9 protein-coding genes, 1 tRNA gene and 2 pseudogenes are annotated in these 15575 nt (G+C 59.4%); 3 read left to right on the top strand and 9 right to left on the bottom strand.

From position 1 onward, the window contains the following. Positions 1–71 precede the first annotated feature (71 nt). From NQV17_RS31130 to tssI, 7 genes and pseudogenes are all read right to left on the bottom strand, one after another. Positions 72–389 carry a hypothetical protein gene (locus NQV17_RS31130; RefSeq protein WP_124893530.1) on the bottom strand — a complete coding sequence of 106 codons (318 nt, stop codon included), beginning with the start codon at positions 387–389 and terminating at the stop codon, positions 72–74. A 123-nt stretch (positions 390–512) separates the two neighbouring features. Further along, positions 513–947 (bottom strand): annotated as a pseudogene (locus NQV17_RS31125) (RHS repeat domain-containing protein); the annotation flags it as partial. A 61-nt stretch (positions 948–1008) separates the two neighbouring features. Then, the gene (locus NQV17_RS31120; RefSeq protein ID WP_257775208.1) at positions 1009–1659 is read right to left on the bottom strand and encodes a hypothetical protein; all 651 of its coding nucleotides are present in this window, start codon (positions 1657–1659) and stop codon (positions 1009–1011) included. Between the two features lie 757 nt (positions 1660–2416). Beyond that, positions 2417–2683 carry a hypothetical protein gene (locus NQV17_RS31115; protein WP_257775207.1) on the bottom strand — a complete coding sequence of 89 codons (267 nt, stop codon included), beginning with the start codon at positions 2681–2683 and terminating at the stop codon, positions 2417–2419. A gap of 82 nt (positions 2684–2765) precedes the next feature. Then, positions 2766–3236, bottom strand: a complete 471-nt coding sequence (locus tag NQV17_RS31110; RefSeq protein ID WP_257775206.1) for a hypothetical protein — start codon at positions 3234–3236, stop codon at positions 2766–2768. Further along, entirely contained in the window at positions 3233–7792 is a 4560-nt protein-coding gene (locus tag NQV17_RS31105; protein ID WP_257775205.1) for an RHS repeat-associated core domain-containing protein, read from the bottom strand. Before NQV17_RS31105 ends, NQV17_RS31110 begins: the two co-directional genes overlap by 4 nt. Positions 7793–7842: 50 nt before the next feature. Beyond that, positions 7843–11022, bottom strand: coding sequence for a type VI secretion system Vgr family protein (gene tssI / locus NQV17_RS31100; protein ID WP_257775204.1), 3180 nt, complete (start codon positions 11020–11022; stop codon positions 7843–7845). 362 nt (positions 11023–11384) lie between these two features. On the opposite strand from tssI, the gene NQV17_RS31095 reads away from it, so the two are divergent. Further along, positions 11385–12185: a cystine ABC transporter substrate-binding protein gene (locus NQV17_RS31095; protein ID WP_257775203.1), complete on the top strand. Its 801-nt coding sequence runs from the start codon at positions 11385–11387 to the stop codon at positions 12183–12185. Positions 12186–12276: 91 nt separating this feature from the next. Here the strand turns inward: NQV17_RS31095 and NQV17_RS31090 are convergent, their stop codons facing one another. Further along, entirely contained in the window at positions 12277–12480 is a 204-nt protein-coding gene (locus NQV17_RS31090; protein WP_257775202.1) for a hypothetical protein, read from the bottom strand. A gap of 579 nt (positions 12481–13059) precedes the next feature. Beyond that, positions 13060–13194: transfer RNA gene (locus tag NQV17_RS31085), tRNA-OTHER, on the bottom strand. Positions 13195–13484: 290 nt separating this feature from the next. Here NQV17_RS31085 and NQV17_RS31080 point away from each other — a divergent pair. Both NQV17_RS31080 and NQV17_RS31075 read left to right on the top strand, forming a co-directional pair. Further along, positions 13485–14615 (top strand): TIGR02391 family protein, encoded by a 1131-nt coding sequence (locus tag NQV17_RS31080; RefSeq protein WP_257775201.1) that lies wholly within the window; start codon positions 13485–13487, stop codon positions 14613–14615. A gap of 333 nt (positions 14616–14948) precedes the next feature. Beyond that, positions 14949–15468 (top strand): annotated as a pseudogene (locus NQV17_RS31075) (helix-turn-helix domain-containing protein); the annotation flags it as partial. Between the last annotated feature and the right edge of the window lie 107 nt (positions 15469–15575).

Below are 15575 nucleotides of genomic sequence, written 5' to 3'. Positions count from 1 at the left end.
CGCTTCGTAAAGAAAGGACCGCTCGGCGGTCCTTTTTTACTGTGTTGCGTGGGGCGCGTCGTCGTGCGTCGTCAGAGCAGAATGAATTCCTCGTTGTCGACGTAGAACACGAACGCGTCGAACAATTGCGCGACGCTCGGCTCGTCGACCTGGTCATGCGCATTGATCACGATGTCCTCGATCGTCGCGCTATTCAGCGTTACGCGCCAGCCGGGTTGCGGTGCGGTAGCGGGCGGCGTGGCGGCTTCGGGGTCGTTGGCGTCTTCGGTGAATGCGCCCTCTGTATCGAGCGTCCAGGGCATCGGCGGCAAACAGAGCCAACCGGAAAAATCGCCGGGATGTTCGAGAATGTGTTTCAGCGACGCGGTGGTCGCGGTGATGGTCGACATGGGTATTGCGGTGGTAACGGGACTGGAGTCAATACGCCCGAGCCAAGATGCGGCGGTTGCACAAGCGTGTCTGCGCAGCGGCGCTCGTGTCGAGCAAGGCGTGATTATGCCAAGTTCGTATGCGCGAGGTCGGCTCGCAACCCGCGCCGACAGCAAGCGATTGAACTCGTCCCACTCGTATTCCTGCTCCCCCGCCGGCGTGCGCTTGCGCACCAGATTCCCGCGCGCGTCGTACTCGAAGTGCATCCCCGCATACGCCTTCAGCAGGTTGCCCAACACCTTCGACACCTCGACCGGCAACGTGCTTTCCGGCCGCACCGGGCTCGAACGGGAGGCCGGCGTTTCGGTGGACCGCACCGGATCGATGATGTTGCTCGCCGGGTCGAACGCAAATCGCTCCTTCGCGACCGGACTGGTGGCCTCGATCAGCCGCCCGACCGGATCGTATCGATAGTCCGTCCCGCCCTTGCGACTGTCCTCGATCCGCGACAATTGCCCGGCCGCGTCATAGCGATATCGCTCCTCGGCGAGCGGCGCGGGCAATGTCGATCGTCGAACAAATCTTAGACGTGGTGTCCGCGCACCAGATTGCCGCAGAGCGCTATCAGCAAAGAGTCAACTACGCGCGTGCCCAAAGTGTCGCTGGGCCGGCTGTGATTCGATCTAACTCGCCGGACGACCCATAATGGAAGTCCCACCGAGACTCGCCCGTCCATCCTTTCGAGAACGCTAGCGCAGTTTTCGGCTTTTCATCCACCGAGTATTCAAAAAGATAAATCGAAAATGCCCCACCCTCACCAACAGCGACGTAAACCTTGAGAGATTCACCAAGCGGTTTCATTCTAGCAATACCCGTCACGCGAGACGTGACCTTCTCCGGATTATCAATCCCCTTATGCGTGATACTACACACATCGATTACACCATCGTCTTCGCTGTACAAATCTGCACCGAGCGCTCGAATGGTCTTTTGACCTGGCATGACTGTCACGACATGCCGTCCATTTCGGAAGCCTGCGCTGTACTTTCCTAGCCAACGTGCTTCGTCGACGCTCTCATAGCGTTTCTTGAGCAACTTTGGCGCGGAGAAACCCTGTCGCTGCTCCTCATATGGAAGACATGAAAAATAGTCACCGGACGAAAATTTCCAATCGCCTATCGAATCCCTGATTTCAAGATATTGAGAGTAGAGATTCGCCGTGTCGTACGACTCGAATTTCTCACGAAGCGCGGTCAATATATTCTCGACCACTGGCTCTTCCAATAACATTTCTCCGACCTCCTAGGCACAACAGCAATTGAACGCCCCCTTCCCTGGCGATGTCACCAGTAGACCCAGCTAGATACTGATCGACTGCTGATGGAGTCACAGATTGCACTCTCCATTTTTTGATGGCGTTCACCTCTGCCATGCGATCCTGCCGGTCAATGGGGAAATCCGATCTAAATTCTTTCAACGCATTTCTAGAATAATCGCCACTCAACAATCTAATTGGCCGAGCAAACAAACAGCCTGCCGCAACGCCAGCGGCGTCAGCTGGCTGTCCAGCAGATGCAAATCGAGCCTGACTGAGACCGGACGACGCTGGCTGATGACATATGTATCGCTCGGCCTCGTGGAGATTACTCAATCATCGACTTCAGGTGGGCAGCCTAGAGCTCACCTCTCCCCAAGCGTCAAGCCTTTGAGACTCACCAACACCGGTTATAGTGCAGCCCCGTCTATAAGTCGCGCTCCTTCACTCTCCCAATCGAAAAGCACGGTGCCTGGGCGCAGAACACCACCCACGTCGTAGTCGCATTGCGCCAATCGCTAGGTGCCAGCCCGCCTTTGGCTGCGGGGCGTTGAGTAATTTCCTCAATGTGACGCGATCCGTAAACCCACCTCATCGTATTCATAGCGCATCATCATGCCGTCGCCCCCGTTTGCTCGGTCAAATGGTCGATTCCGTCGTACTTGATTTCCATCTCCCCCAACCTCGACATCCAACATATATACCGGGAGCCGCTCGAGCAGCCTTTCGTTTCTACGCTTCTGACAAGTACGCCTTCAACATTTCTAGAAGCTCAGTCTTTGAATAGACGAACTCCTCTCCCGCACTCATCCCACCAATCGTGTCGAGCCGCGTGTCGAGCCTCTTATCACCATAGCGATATGCCCTAGCATCAAGCGACTTGAGATAGACATATCGAGCACAGATTTCCGGATCATAGGTTTGCGCTTCGATGAACTCCATTATTTTCGTGACCAATTTCAGTTTTTCATCGCGTTGATTCATCGTCAGCACCTGCATGACTCTGCCGCGACGCCTCCGCAACGCGTGCCGACAGCAAGCGATTGAATTCGCCCACTCGTATTCCTGCTCACTTGCACTTCTATTTACACCATTTTTTTACATCTATCAATTTAAGCCCATTCATCTCAAAAAAATCGAAATCAACAACCAATGACATGTCAGTCGATATAAAAACAAGATCATTCAATATCCCACCTCCAAACTCGACCACCACATTCAGAATTTCTATCGCCCCCACCTTCAGCAAGCCGCAATATTTCCAGTCCTCGTCGACCAAAACATAAAAACCGCCCCCGAAATTCCGAATATCTGCCAATTGAGAATGAAGCTCTCCCGCAGGAATCCGGATTTTTTCTTGCCGAAGATCAGCACAAGTTATTCTTAATCCATCCAAAATTGAATCCGTCTCCTCAAGGGATAGCAATTCTGGACGAGCAAGAGATGGAAATAACACCGCCACCTTGGAAAGGTACGTGCCTAAAATCTTCTTTCCGTTGGCCCTCCTGAAAAGAAGCTCCTTCCGGTACTCACTCACATGGTTCTCGCTCATTGGCACCCCCCGTAATAAGCCTTTCCTTTCGGATTAGCTATTTTAGGTCGACCATAGTCATTCATCCGCGTGTCGCCGCTGATTGGATCGATCTTTACCTTGCCCGCCTCCCAGTGGGGATCGTCAAGGTGGCTCACATCCATCGTTTGTTGCTGGACAGTGGCCTGAATTTTTCCTCCACCTCCTTGTGGAATTTCATAACGATACTCCCGGCCAGATGCGTTCTTTGATTGACCGATTGGTTGTTGGCTCGTCGGAATACCTGCCTGCCGCATTGCTTCGCGACGAGCTGCTCTCGAGGTTAGACAACGAGCCAATCCAAGTGGATCGATCCATCCCGTCGAGTTCGGTGCGTATTGATAGCAATTGTCGCCTCCCGCGAGACCGATCGGGTCCTTTGACACGAAGCGACCTGAATTCGGATCGTAGTACCTGTGTCGGTTATAGGTGAGCCCCGTCTCCTCATCAACCTGCTGCCCCTGAAACCGCAACGGGTTCTTCGGTACGACACCCGCAGCCTTCGACACTCGCGCAATCACCTCCCGCGCTTCGCCCCACGCCTTATACGACGCTTCCCACACGACGTCTCCGTCGTCATCCGTCAGCAACTGAGGCGTCCCAATCTGATCGCAGTGGTAATAGAACAGCACCGCGTCACCCCGCCGCTCCGGCATCTTCTGCAGCGGATCATCCTCCGGAACGTAGCGGTCGGTACTCTTCCACTCCGGCGTCGAGATTCCCTCAACCGGTTCCGCCATATACTGCGCCAGCGGCACAAACGTTCCCGGCTCGTACAGATAGTGCGTGCCGCGCTCGCCATCGCTCTCGTACGCCAGCGTGTCGCCATCCCACCCGAACACCGTCCGCTCGCCGTTCACCTCCTTAGCGATCCGTCGACCGAACGCGTCATAGAAATACCGTGACTGACTCTGCCGCGACGCCTCGGCAACCCGCGCCGACAGCAAGCGATTGAACTCGTCCCACTCGTATTCCTGCTCCCCCGCCGGCGTGCGCTTGCGCACCAGATTCCCGCGCGCGTCGTACTCGAAGTGCATCCCCGCATACGCCTTCAGCAGGTTGCCCAGCACCTTCGGCACCTCGACCGGCAACGTGCTTTCCGGCCGCACCGGGCTCGGACGGGATGCAGGCGCTTCGGTGGACCGCACCGGATCGATGATGTTGCTCGCCGGGTCGAACGCAAATCGCTCCTTCGCGACCGGACTGATCGCCTCGATCAGCCGCCCGACCGGATCGTATCGATAGTCCGTCCCGCCCTTGCGACTGTCCTCGATCCGCGACAATTGCCCGGCCGCGTCATAGCGATACCGCCGCTCGGCGAACGGCGCGGGCGAGGTCGACCGCTGGATCGTCTGCTGCAGTACGCGTCCTGCCGGGTCGTAATGCGTGCGCTGTCCGACCTTGCTCGACAACATGCGTACCGTCTCGCGATGCAGGTCATCGCGCTCGAATTGCACACGCTCCTCGCCATCGAGCAGCATCCCGTGCACATGCCCCGAGCCATACATCAGCCAGTCAACCGCATGCCCATCCGGCCGCACGGTACGTCGTCGGTTGCCGAGCTCGTCGTATTCGTGGTGCCAGACGTAGCTACGCCGCTCGCCGAACAGATCGTACGCGTGATGTTCGCGCACCAGATTGCCGACCGGATCGAAGAAGAACTGCACGCGACTGTACCGGTTCACCGCGTCGATCAGCCTGCCGCTCCGGTCGTAGGCAAACCGCTCCTCGCTTTCCCCCGCCACACGCTTCATCAGGCGACCGGTTGCGTCGACGTCGATCGATATCACGCAACCCGCTTCATCAACCGAAACAAGGCTACCGCTGTCCGGGTCGTATTGATAACGCGTCGACTTGCCGTCAAAACCGATTTCCTCGATCAACCGCCCCGCCGGATCGTAGTGGAACTGGTACGTCGCAAGGTTCGCATCGGTCAGCGCGGTCAAGCGGCCGAGACGGTCGTAGCGATACGCAATCGTCTGCCCGAGCGCATCCGCGCGGCTCGCAATACGACCCGCTGCATCGTAGCCGTATCGGGTCGATCGATTGAGTTGGTCCGTATGCCGCAACAACCGGCCTTCTGCGTCGTATTGCACGTGCTCGACACCCGCCGGCGAACGCGTCTCCGTCAATTGGCCGTTCGGGCCATAACCATAGGCAACCACGCCACCGGACGCGTCCTTTGCCTCGATCACGCGGCCGATATCGTCGTACCGCCACTCCGTCTTCTTTCCGGAGCAGTCCGTGTAGCTCGTCAATTGCCCGGCGTCGTTGTATCCAAGCGCCTTCGAGCCGCCCTTCGCATCGGTGATCTGCGTAGGCAACCCCTTGTCGTTGTAGGCGTACTTCGTCGCATGCTCGAGCGGATCGATTTCCTCGACGAGATTGCCCGCATCGTCGTACCTGCGCTGCCACACATGCCCGTTCGGATCGACGAGCCGGATCATCTGATCCTTGCCGTCGTATGCCATCTCGACGATGCTGCCGTCCGCGCGCTCGTGCCAGGTCCGGTTGCCACGTGCGTCATAACGCATCTGCTCGATGCTGCCGTCCTGCAGAATGTGCAGCGTCAGATTGTTATGCTCGTCGCGCCGGAACCATTCCTCGCTGCCGTCCGGATAGGCGATTCGATAAACGTATCCCTTGATGTTGAAGTAGTAGCGTGACGTCTGACCGAGCGCATCGGTCACGTAGGTCAGCCGAATGTTCGGATGCCATGCAAGGCGGATATCGAGGCTACCGTCGTCCGCGTACTCGCGCACGCATTTCGCGTTCGCGTTGTCTTCAGCGTCCGCGCCGTCCCATTCGAGCGTCATCCCGCGGCCGGTGCGATCGGTATAGCGCGTCACGAGATGGCGGTGGTACTGGTAGCTCCATGCGTTGCCATACCGGTCGGTTGCGCGCACGAGATCGCCCGCTTCGTCATAGGCGTAACTCGCAAGCGTACGGCGCTTTCCATCGTCGAGCACCTGCTCGATCATCACGATCCGGCCTTGCTTGTCGTGCTCGAACGACAGCACGTTGCCGCTCGCATCGATCAAGCGTGCCACGCGGTCGAGCGCGTCGTAATCGAGCGTGATCGTATTGCCCGCACGATCCTTCTGCATCGCCAGCCGGAACGCATTGCCGCGCCGTTCATACACGTGAAGCTCGTCGTGGCCGTATGCAATCGTGACCCACGTCTCGTCCAGACGCGTCAGCGTCAGGTTTTCCGCGAGATCGTCATGCACACCTCCGGCTGCAAGCGCGCGATATTCGATGCTGCGCCCGCTGGCATCATGAACGAACCATCTATCGCCTTCGACATCGATGCGCGTCGTGTACGGCGTGAGCCACCGCGCGCCAAGTTCCCCGTTGTCGTATGCGGAAAGGCGCGACCGGTACGTGCGCGCCCAGACGAGCGGCAGTGCGCCGGGCAGTTCAAAGTCCGTGTGAGTGAACGTCTCATCGCCGAAAGCAAAATCGATCGACCCGGTCGACGCGCCAGTCCCGCAACTTTTACAAGGACTCTGGCCGGCACCTTCCGCATGCGCCTGCTGTCCGATCGCACCCGCCGGCTCCTGAGGACGATCGTGCTGCGCGCGCCCCTTGCCGCCGGGCGGCACGTCGGCGGTCTTTTCGTGAAGCTTCCCGCGTGCGCGCACCCTTGCCACGGCCTCGATCACTTGCGCGATCAGCCACAGCATCTTGCCTTCTTCGCTGCCGTTCAGATCGCGGATCGCCTTCGCGACTTTCGGCGCCTCGTCCTTCAGGAACGCGACGATATCGCGGAACGGTTGCAGCCACGAGTCCGGAGCAAGCTTCGCAGCAGTCCCGACCGTCGCGTTCCCGGCTTCCTTCCCCAACGCGATCGAACCTTCGTAACCGTACTCGATCGCATCAACCACCAGCATCGGGTTGTACCAGGACCGCTTGTCCATCTTCCGGGCGATCTGCGCAGTACGTCGCACGTTGGCGCTGCTGTCGAAAATTTGCCCTTTGAGGGCGAGTTCCAGCCCGGTAGCAATACCGAGCATCAACTCCTGCGCCTTATGCGCGCAGTCGTTCAGCAGCTCGACAAGAACGTCCTGCAGGGTCTTCAGGAAGTTCTCGATTTCGGTCGCGGCCGCGGCGTTGACATGCGTGACGAGCACCGAAATGAGCGCCGCGCCGAGATTGCCGCGAGACACCAGCAATTGATTGCGCACGAGCGCCAGCAGCGGCCGTGCCGACAGTCGAAACGATGCCAGCGGCGGCGGAACCGGAATGACGCCGATCAGGTTGATCGCAAGCCCAAGGTAATCGAGCAGATTGGCGTGGCGCTTCTCGACGATCATCACGATGTCGCACACCGCATCGTAAAACGCCATCAGGTTGCCGATGATCGGCACCGCGCTTGCGAAGGTCTTGAGATCCTCGAACGAAATGTGATTGCCGCTGATCTTGAGCAGCCACTTGTTGAAACGGTCGCCTCCCGCCGCTACATCTTTCGGCGAAATATCGCTGAGCCAGGAAACGGCCTGTTCCTTCTCGGCGCCCGGTGGAAGTTGTTGTGCCATGTCGTTGTTCGTTCAATTCGTTTTTTCAAGACGGCTGACGAGCCGCCCTCTCAGGATTTCAGCGGTCCGCCGAACCCGCTCGTCGGAAGCTTCATGCCGGTCGCACCGGCGGCTGACGCCACCGTCGTAGCGCCCTTTCCGGCGATCCCTGCGACACCAGGTAGCGCGCCCTGCAGCGCACCGGATGCCGCCTTCGCGGCCGGCGCGGCCAGCGCCGCGAGCCCACCTTGGCGAGCTGCCTGCACCATCCCGGCCACCTGCTTCGCGGCACTGCCCAGGCTCGATGCCGTCTGTAGCGCGGAAACAGCGCCTGCCCCACCCAGTGAACTTGCGGCAGCCGGCAATGCGGAACTCGCCAGTCCGCCCAACGCAGCACTGGCTCCACCTCCGCTCGCAAGCCCCATCGCAGCCGTCGTCGCCGCAGGTGCCATCCCCTTCAACTGGCTCGCGAGCTGGTCCGTCGCCGCGGCTTGCGCCGCCTGCGGCGACGGCTCGACGGGCTCGACCGGCCACTGCGCCTGCTTGAAGTAATTTGCGGGTTGAGCCGACTCGCGCGGATCCTTCCCGAACTCGACACGCACCGCACCCGGCGGCAAACCGCTCACCGCCGTATAGCCGCTGTTGTCGAGCGCCCCTTTCTTCAGCACGGCGCCGTTCACGTCTCTCACCGTGAACAGCCCGCCCTTCACTGCCTCGCCGTTCACGTACTTGTGAAACAGCTCCAACTGCCCCGGCTGGTCCGGCCGCGGGCTCGGCAGCGGATAACCCATGCTCGCCGGGCCCGCGAACGTATGCGACGCGCCCTTCACATCGACCGCACCCGGCGTATGAATCTCGATGTTGCCGTCCTTGATGCGGATGTACCCGCCGCCGCTCGTCAGCAGAATCCCCTGGTCGGCCGCGATCTCGATCCGGTCGGTTGCGGACACAACCTTCACCGCCTTCTGCGCGGTCACCTCGACGTTGTCCGACTGCGCCTGGATCTCGACTTTTCCCTTGCCCGCGAACAGCTTCATCCCCGCGTTCTGCACGAAGAGGCTCAGCTTCTGTCCGATGCTGCCGATCAGCGACTTGCCCGCGGCGATGTGCACACTCTGTCCGCTCGCGACGTTCACGTGATCGTTCGCGACCACGTGCAGCGACTGCTGCGTCGACATCCCGATCCCGGACGGACTGCCGAACAGCATCACCGGCTCCTTGAACGCATTTGCGCTGCCCGTGCCGCCGCCCGCCGTGCGTCCACCGGACGCGTTGCCCGACGCGCTGTCCTGCGTCGCGTCGGTGAACGCGCGCATCGTGTCGTGGGCTTCCTTGAGGCTTTCCGCCTGATGCTGCTCGCTCACGCCCGACATCGCCTCGACCAGGCTTTCGCCCGTCACCAGTTGCTGCTGCGCTTCCTTCACGTCGAGCGGCTGGCTGTTCGGCGCCTTCGGGTGCGTGGTCACGTACAGGCCCTGACTTGCCCGCACCGCGCCATACGCGTCCGAGCGCAGATCGAAGCCACTGCCCAGATACGACCCGCGCGAATTGCCGTTCTGGTCGATCAGGTAGCCCAGATGCAGCAGGCTGTTCGCGCTGCTGCTCATCAGCTGCACGCGGTTCTGCCCGGTCGCGTCGTCCATCACGAGATGGTTGTAGCCGCTACCCGAATACTCCTTCGACCGATACCCGGACAGAATCCCGTCGCTATGCCACTGCGGCCGGTTCGCGCCGTTGTACACGCGCCCGACTGCCAAAGGCCGGTCGCAGTCGCCACCCACATAGTCGATCAGCACTTCCTCGCCGATGCGCGGCACGTGCACGCCACCGTAGCCGCCACCGGTATCCGACTGCACGACGCGCACCCAGCACGACGCGTTCTCGTTGCCCGGGTTCAGACGATCCCATACGAACTGCACACGAATCCGGTTCAGCTCGTCCGTGTAGACTTCCTCGCCCTGCGGCCCGACGACGATGGCCGTCTCGAGATGCATCTTCGGCTTCTCGTGCTCGAACGGGCTGCGATACGGCACGCTCACGCGCTGCGCTTCGACCTCGACGAGATAGAAGCCGACCGAGCCGTCGTCGTGCGGCACGCGGAACGCGGCGTCGGCACCGTAGCCCTCCTGCGCTTGCGTCAACGCGTCGCGCAGGCTGTACGGAAAGTCCGCGCTGCTGCTCGCGACGGGCAGGTTGTTCTCGATCCACCATTCGACGCCGATCGCCGCGAATTCACGCTGGTCGGCCGGATCGCGATCGTGTTCGGGATGATCCGCCAGCGTAAAACGACGGCCAGCATCGATCGCGCGCACGCCGCCCGCGCCGTGGAAGCGCTTCGCTTGCGACTCCCATTCCTCCATCCGCAGCTTCGTCAGATGGTCGCCGCGCGTCTGGTCCAGGTATGTGTACGCACCGGTGTACTCGTAGACTTCGAGCTGGTCGGGCAATTCGCCCTGGCCGCCCATCGTCGGCAGCGTCGTGCCCTTCGGGTTCGACGGTTGGGACGGATTCTTGTAGTCGAACGTGCGCGTCGTCCGGGTCACGCTCTGCAGCGTGCGCGAGCCCGACCATTGCGTGAACGCGTCGGCTTCGCTCGCCGCGCCGCCCCGATAGAAGCGCGCGGTCTCCGGCGACAGCGGCGCGAACGCCTGCAGGTTGTCGGTGATCACGAGCGTATGCGACTTGCCGTCGTCGGCCTGCTGCCACGTGCTGTAGAGGCCTTCGCTCTCCATCAGCCGATGCACGAAATGCCAGTCGGTGTCGTGCTGACGCGTGTATGAACGGCTCGGCAGCGGTTTCGACAGCGCGAAGCGGAAATGCCCCTGCGCCTGCGGATGCTGGTTCAGCACGTCGCTGATGATCTGGTCGACGGTCGTGTCGTTCCAGAGCCGCTGGTCTCGGCGAAACTTCAGGAAATGGGTGAAATCGGCGAACGTTAGCTGATAGGTCGTGAGCCCGCCGTCGGCGCCGAGGCGGCGCGCGGTGTGTACGTACCCGTTGATCGGCCGGTAGCTGCGATCACCTTGCTGGATCCACAACGTGACCGGCTGCGCGATCAGCTTTTTAAGCTCCAGATCGCTGTCGGTCGACAGCACATCGAGCGTGAATTCGTACGCGCGCCCGATGCGCGAACGGCCGACGGCCCGCTGCACGGTCAGCACGTTGGCGCCCAATGGCGTATCGAGCTTCAGCAGCCGGTCCTGCTGAAGCAACCCGCCGCGCAATGCGGCAACAGTGTTCTGCATGTTCATGGCAACGGCCTTTTCTTCTTTTTGGCGCGCCCTCGGATGGCGCGTGATGCGATTTTCGCTCGCGCGATTTTACATACAAATTACTAGCCGACTCGGAAAATGACCTGATTTAAAAGAGTATTTTTTAATCGTCGGTCCGAACGTCCATGGCAAACCTTTCTAACGCTCATCCAGCGCTCACGTGCCACGTCGTCACACCGCGCTGCCACCCCGCCGCCCGCTGAAATCGATTGCAATCAGGGCCAATTCGACTTCCGGCGCCGCCCGGTTGCGAGTAGTGTCTACGTGCCCGTCATTCGGCCCGGCCCGGGCACGATCGATGCCCGGTGCGCCATCACCACACTGAACACTGGAGATCCACGATGAAACGTTCGAAGTTCCTGCTATCTGGCCTGCTGCTCGCGTCGGCCCTCGGTTTCACGGCCGTCGCCGCGCACGCGGAAGACCTGCTCGACTCGGTGAAGAAAGCCGGCGTGCTGCGCGTCGGCCTCGAAGGCACGTATCCGCCGTTCAACTCGCGCGGCACGTCGGGTCAGCTCGAGGGCTTCGACGTCGACGTCGCGAATGCGGTTGCCGGCAAGCTCGGCGTGAAGACGCAGTTCGTCCCGACCGAATGGAGCGGCATCATCGCGGGGCTGCAGGCCGGCAAGTTCGACGTGATCGTCAACCAGGTCACGATCACGCCGCAGCGCAAGGAAGTGCTCGACTTCAGCGAGCCGTACACGTACTCGGCCGCGCAGCTGATCCAGCGCAAGGACGACACGCGCAACTTCAAGTCGCTGGAGGACTTCAAGGGCAAGAAGCTCGGCGTGACGCTCGGCACCAACTACGACCAGATGGCGCGCAGCGTGCCGGGCATCGAGGTGCAGACGTATCCTGGCGCACCGGAAAAGCTGCGTGATCTCGCGGCAGGCCGGATCGAGGCGACGCTCGACGACCGCCTGATGCTGCCGTACATGATCAAGACGTCGAACCTGCCGCTGCGCTCGGGCGCGGTGCTGAACGGCGGCAAGCAGGAGATGGCGATCCCGTTCCGCAAGGGCAATCCGAAGTTCGAGAAGGCGATCAACGACGCGCTGGAGTCGCTGCGCAAGGAGGGCACGTTGAAGAAGATCTCGATGCACTGGTTCGGCAGCGACGTGACGGTGCCGGTCGCGCAGTAAGCGGTTCGCCGCGCTTGCATTGCGTCACGTCACTCGCTGCGGCGAAGGCGTGACGCCTCTTCTCTCCCGCTCTCTTCGCTCTCCCCTTCGCTCAGGCCGCTTCGTCGAAGCGCGCGAGCAGCATCTGGCCGATCGGCGTCAGGGCCGGGCGCGCAGCCACCTCATTCACGCGTACCTGCGTAGCGTCGACGAGCCGCTTTTCGACGAGCACGGCGAACGCGGGGTTCGCCAGGTCGACGCTGTCCGGTGCGCGGGCTATGCGCAGCAGCATCGAGAATTCATGCGGACTCAACATGGTCCTTGTCTCCTGATCGTCCGCGATCCAGCTCGATCGGCGTCGATCGTGTTTTCGAATGGAATGGTGCGAGGCATAGTCGATGCGCCGCCGGGAGCGAGATCCCGGTTGACCGTTGCGCAACGCGGGCACGGCGTCGCGTGCGGGTCACGCACGCCCGGATCGCGACGGTGGCGCCGCGGCGGGAACGTGCAACGTTAGGGGCGCAGCGTGACGCGGGCGTGACAGGGAAAGGGGGCGCAACGATGTGCGATGCGCACTCGGATTGCCAGCGCAGCGCACGTCGTGCGGATCGGGGCGGGAGCGTAGGCATCTTCAGCCTCGATGGCGATGCCTGTGGCCTATCTGACGCCCAACGAGTTCAAGCAGCGGTATTGTTCAACTGAAGCAACCGAGGCCGTTCTCCAAGATTGAAATGGCCCGAAGAAATCAGGCAGGTCAGCCGGACGACGCCCGTCCCCGCGGATTGGCGATAAAGCACAGTCGGGAACCATTGCCCGGATGTGCAGCGTGCACGCCGGTGATCGCTACGAACGAAAAAAGGGGTTACGGAAAAACTCCGTAACCCCTTTTCGGATTTGGTGCCGGCTGCAGGACTCGAACCCGCCACCTGATGATTACAAAGCTCCGGAAGAATCTCGGAGAATCAAAGTGTTAGAGCGAAATTCGTTCTACAAGGACGTTGTAAGAGCGGGGCTGAAACGCAATGCCGGCAAGGCTCCGGCTTTGGTTGTAGAACAAAAAAGCATCCCAAATTACCGGGACACACGGAGCTGACGCGTCGGCGTTCTGCCAATTTCGGTCGCTCTACTTGTGTGGCTAGAACAACGACAAGTGTCCTTGGCAATTCGCCGCACTCCAGCACGCCGGCACCCCATGTATTGCAGTCCCGCGGCCTCTCGTCGCCGAGTCACGCACGGATATCATCGTCTATGGCGATTAGGTTGACGGTAACGAAACACGATGTCGTAGAATTCCCCAAAACAACGAGTGGAAGCACGCCAATGAACCTTGAGACCAACGTGCCAGAAGATCTGTGGGAAGCGGTAAGAGCTAACTACGAGAGGGGAAATTTTACTGGTTCGATTCTGGATGCCTTCTATTTTCTCAGTGAATTGCTTCGTCAGAAGTCGGGCGCAGAGGGGGATGGTGCGTCGCTGGTCGGGCAGGCCCTTGGCGGAGCCGTGCCGAAAATCAAGCTCAACAGGTTGCAAAGCGAATCCGAATGGAATGTACAAAAAGGGGTGGAACAACTATTTCGCGGCTTCTATCAAGCATTTCGCAATCCACGCAGTCACGAAAAAATATCAGACACCGAAAACGATGCCCGTATTTTGATTCTTTTTACCGGTTATCTGGCGCGACAGATTGATAAAGCCAAGTCGCAATTTTCTAGGCAGGATTTTATTCGGCGAGTCCTCGATCCTGATTTCGTCCCAAATGCACGATATGCAGAACTCCTAGTGGAAGATATACCAGTTGGGCAGCGCCTTGAGGTGTTTCTGGATGCATACAGAGAAAAGGAGACGGTCAAAGGAGACCATTTGCGTCACTTTTTTAACGCATTGTTGCCCACACTTACCGTAGATGAACGAATCCAAGTCGATCAGATTATCTCAGATGAACTGAAGACAACAGACGACGATGCGACTGTTCGTGCGGTGATTGGTTCTTTGGGCGGTGATATCTGGCCACGACTCGCGGAGGTATCGCGCCTGAGAATCGAGCATAAACTTGTACGATCTGTTCGGGAGGGCCGTTTTGACTCGAAACAAAAGGTGTGTCGCAGCGGCGGTCTGGGTACCTGGGCGAGGAACTTGTTCCCTCATTTCTCTCTGAAGCGTGAGATGCTCGGCGCACTCACGGATAAACTGCGCTCCGGAAATCGGGCGGAGGAAGATTATGTATTTCAGTATTTGTTTCCATCCATAGGAGATTTACATAGTTCAATTCCGGCGACGCTCGACATCGTTTTTAAAACGAAGATTCGAAATGGAAGCGAAAGATTCCATGCAGCACTCACTGTATATACCCCATGGGAAAAAGAGGTCTGGAGCAAGGACCTCATTAAGGCGGTCGATGAGTTTAAAGCCGCGCCAGACTTTGATGAGATGGATGACGAAATTCCATTCTAGCAATAGATGCATTTATTCCGCCTCAGATGACGTCGGAAATCTCCCACGCCGTGAGATCGTCGAATCACTTAATTTTGAAGCACATAGGCGTTTAATCATTGGAAAGGATATCTCTACCTCGCGGAGCTGACGATCCAACTACTCTCGACTGTCCACCGAGGGGAAAGGCGGATGGCTCTTATTGGTTGGCAAGCGACATCGACGGGAATCGATGAGGAGCTAAAAAAGGGACACCTTTGTGTTGCTTGTATGTTGATAGCCGACCAAAACTGACCCGTTTGCGGCAAGTTTTTTCATCGAAAATTGGCCCACATGTTCGAATGCCTGCTTGGGATGCCAAGCAGGAGAACCGGAGTGATTACGGTGAGCATGTTGGCCAAAATCCGGCGGATGCACTTCCGCGATGGCGTCCCTCTCCGGGACATTTCTCGACGTACCGGGCTGTCCAGAAACACGATCCGACGATGGCTTCGAGAGCCGTCCACTGGCGAGCCAAAATATCCGAAACGTGCCTGCAAGAGCGTCATCGACGCATGGGCAGAACAACTGCATCAGTGGTTGATTGCTTGACTCGCGCCGGCCGAAACGAGATCGGCGGACGGCAACACAAATGTACGAGGAGTTGCGCGCTGCTGGCTACGACGGGAGCTATCAACGCGTCTGCTCATTTGTGCGGAGCTGGAAACAGGAGCGGGATGACGGTCCGCAACGCGGTGCGTTCGTGCCTATGTCATTCGAATATGGGGACGCGTTCCAGTTCGACTGGAGCTGCGAATACGTCTTTATCTGTGGGTTGCGTCGACGCCTCGAAGTCGCTCATGTGTGTGATTCACGGACATCGTTTCAACTAATATGGGGCGATGGAGCGCGAAATCTCGATGCGATTACGTTGGGTGCGCATGTATCACGAGACCGGCAACGCCGGTCTCGTGATACATGCGTTGTGGCATCTCCAGGCCG

The sequence above is a fragment of the Burkholderia sp. SCN-KJ genome, from assembly GCF_024656005.1.
GTDB lineage: Bacteria > Pseudomonadota > Gammaproteobacteria > Burkholderiales > Burkholderiaceae > Burkholderia.
Note: the sequence above shows the minus strand (reverse complement) of the source record. Positions and strands in the feature narration are given on the sequence as shown.

What these genes read in the sequence shown, in the direction of transcription:
- NQV17_RS31090 (WP_257775202.1), bottom strand. Translation starts at nt 12,480, where the DNA reads ATGTTGAGTCCGCATGAATTCTCGATGCTGCTGCGCATAGCCCGCGCA.
- NQV17_RS31080 (WP_257775201.1), top strand. Translation starts at nt 13,485, where the DNA reads ATGAACCTTGAGACCAACGTGCCAGAAGATCTGTGGGAAGCGGTAAGA.
- NQV17_RS31110 (WP_257775206.1), bottom strand. Translation starts at nt 3,236, where the DNA reads ATGAGCGAGAACCATGTGAGTGAGTACCGGAAGGAGCTTCTTTTCAGG.
- NQV17_RS31130 (WP_124893530.1), bottom strand. Translation starts at nt 389, where the DNA reads ATGTCGACCATCACCGCGACCACCGCGTCGCTGAAACACATTCTCGAA.
- NQV17_RS31095 (WP_257775203.1), top strand. Translation starts at nt 11,385, where the DNA reads ATGAAACGTTCGAAGTTCCTGCTATCTGGCCTGCTGCTCGCGTCGGCC.
- NQV17_RS31115 (WP_257775207.1), bottom strand. Translation starts at nt 2,683, where the DNA reads ATGCAGGTGCTGACGATGAATCAACGCGATGAAAAACTGAAATTGGTC.
- NQV17_RS31120 (WP_257775208.1), bottom strand. Translation starts at nt 1,659, where the DNA reads ATGTTATTGGAAGAGCCAGTGGTCGAGAATATATTGACCGCGCTTCGT.
- NQV17_RS31105 (WP_257775205.1), bottom strand. Translation starts at nt 7,792, where the DNA reads ATGGCACAACAACTTCCACCGGGCGCCGAGAAGGAACAGGCCGTTTCC.
- tssI (WP_257775204.1), bottom strand. Translation starts at nt 11,022, where the DNA reads ATGAACATGCAGAACACTGTTGCCGCATTGCGCGGCGGGTTGCTTCAG.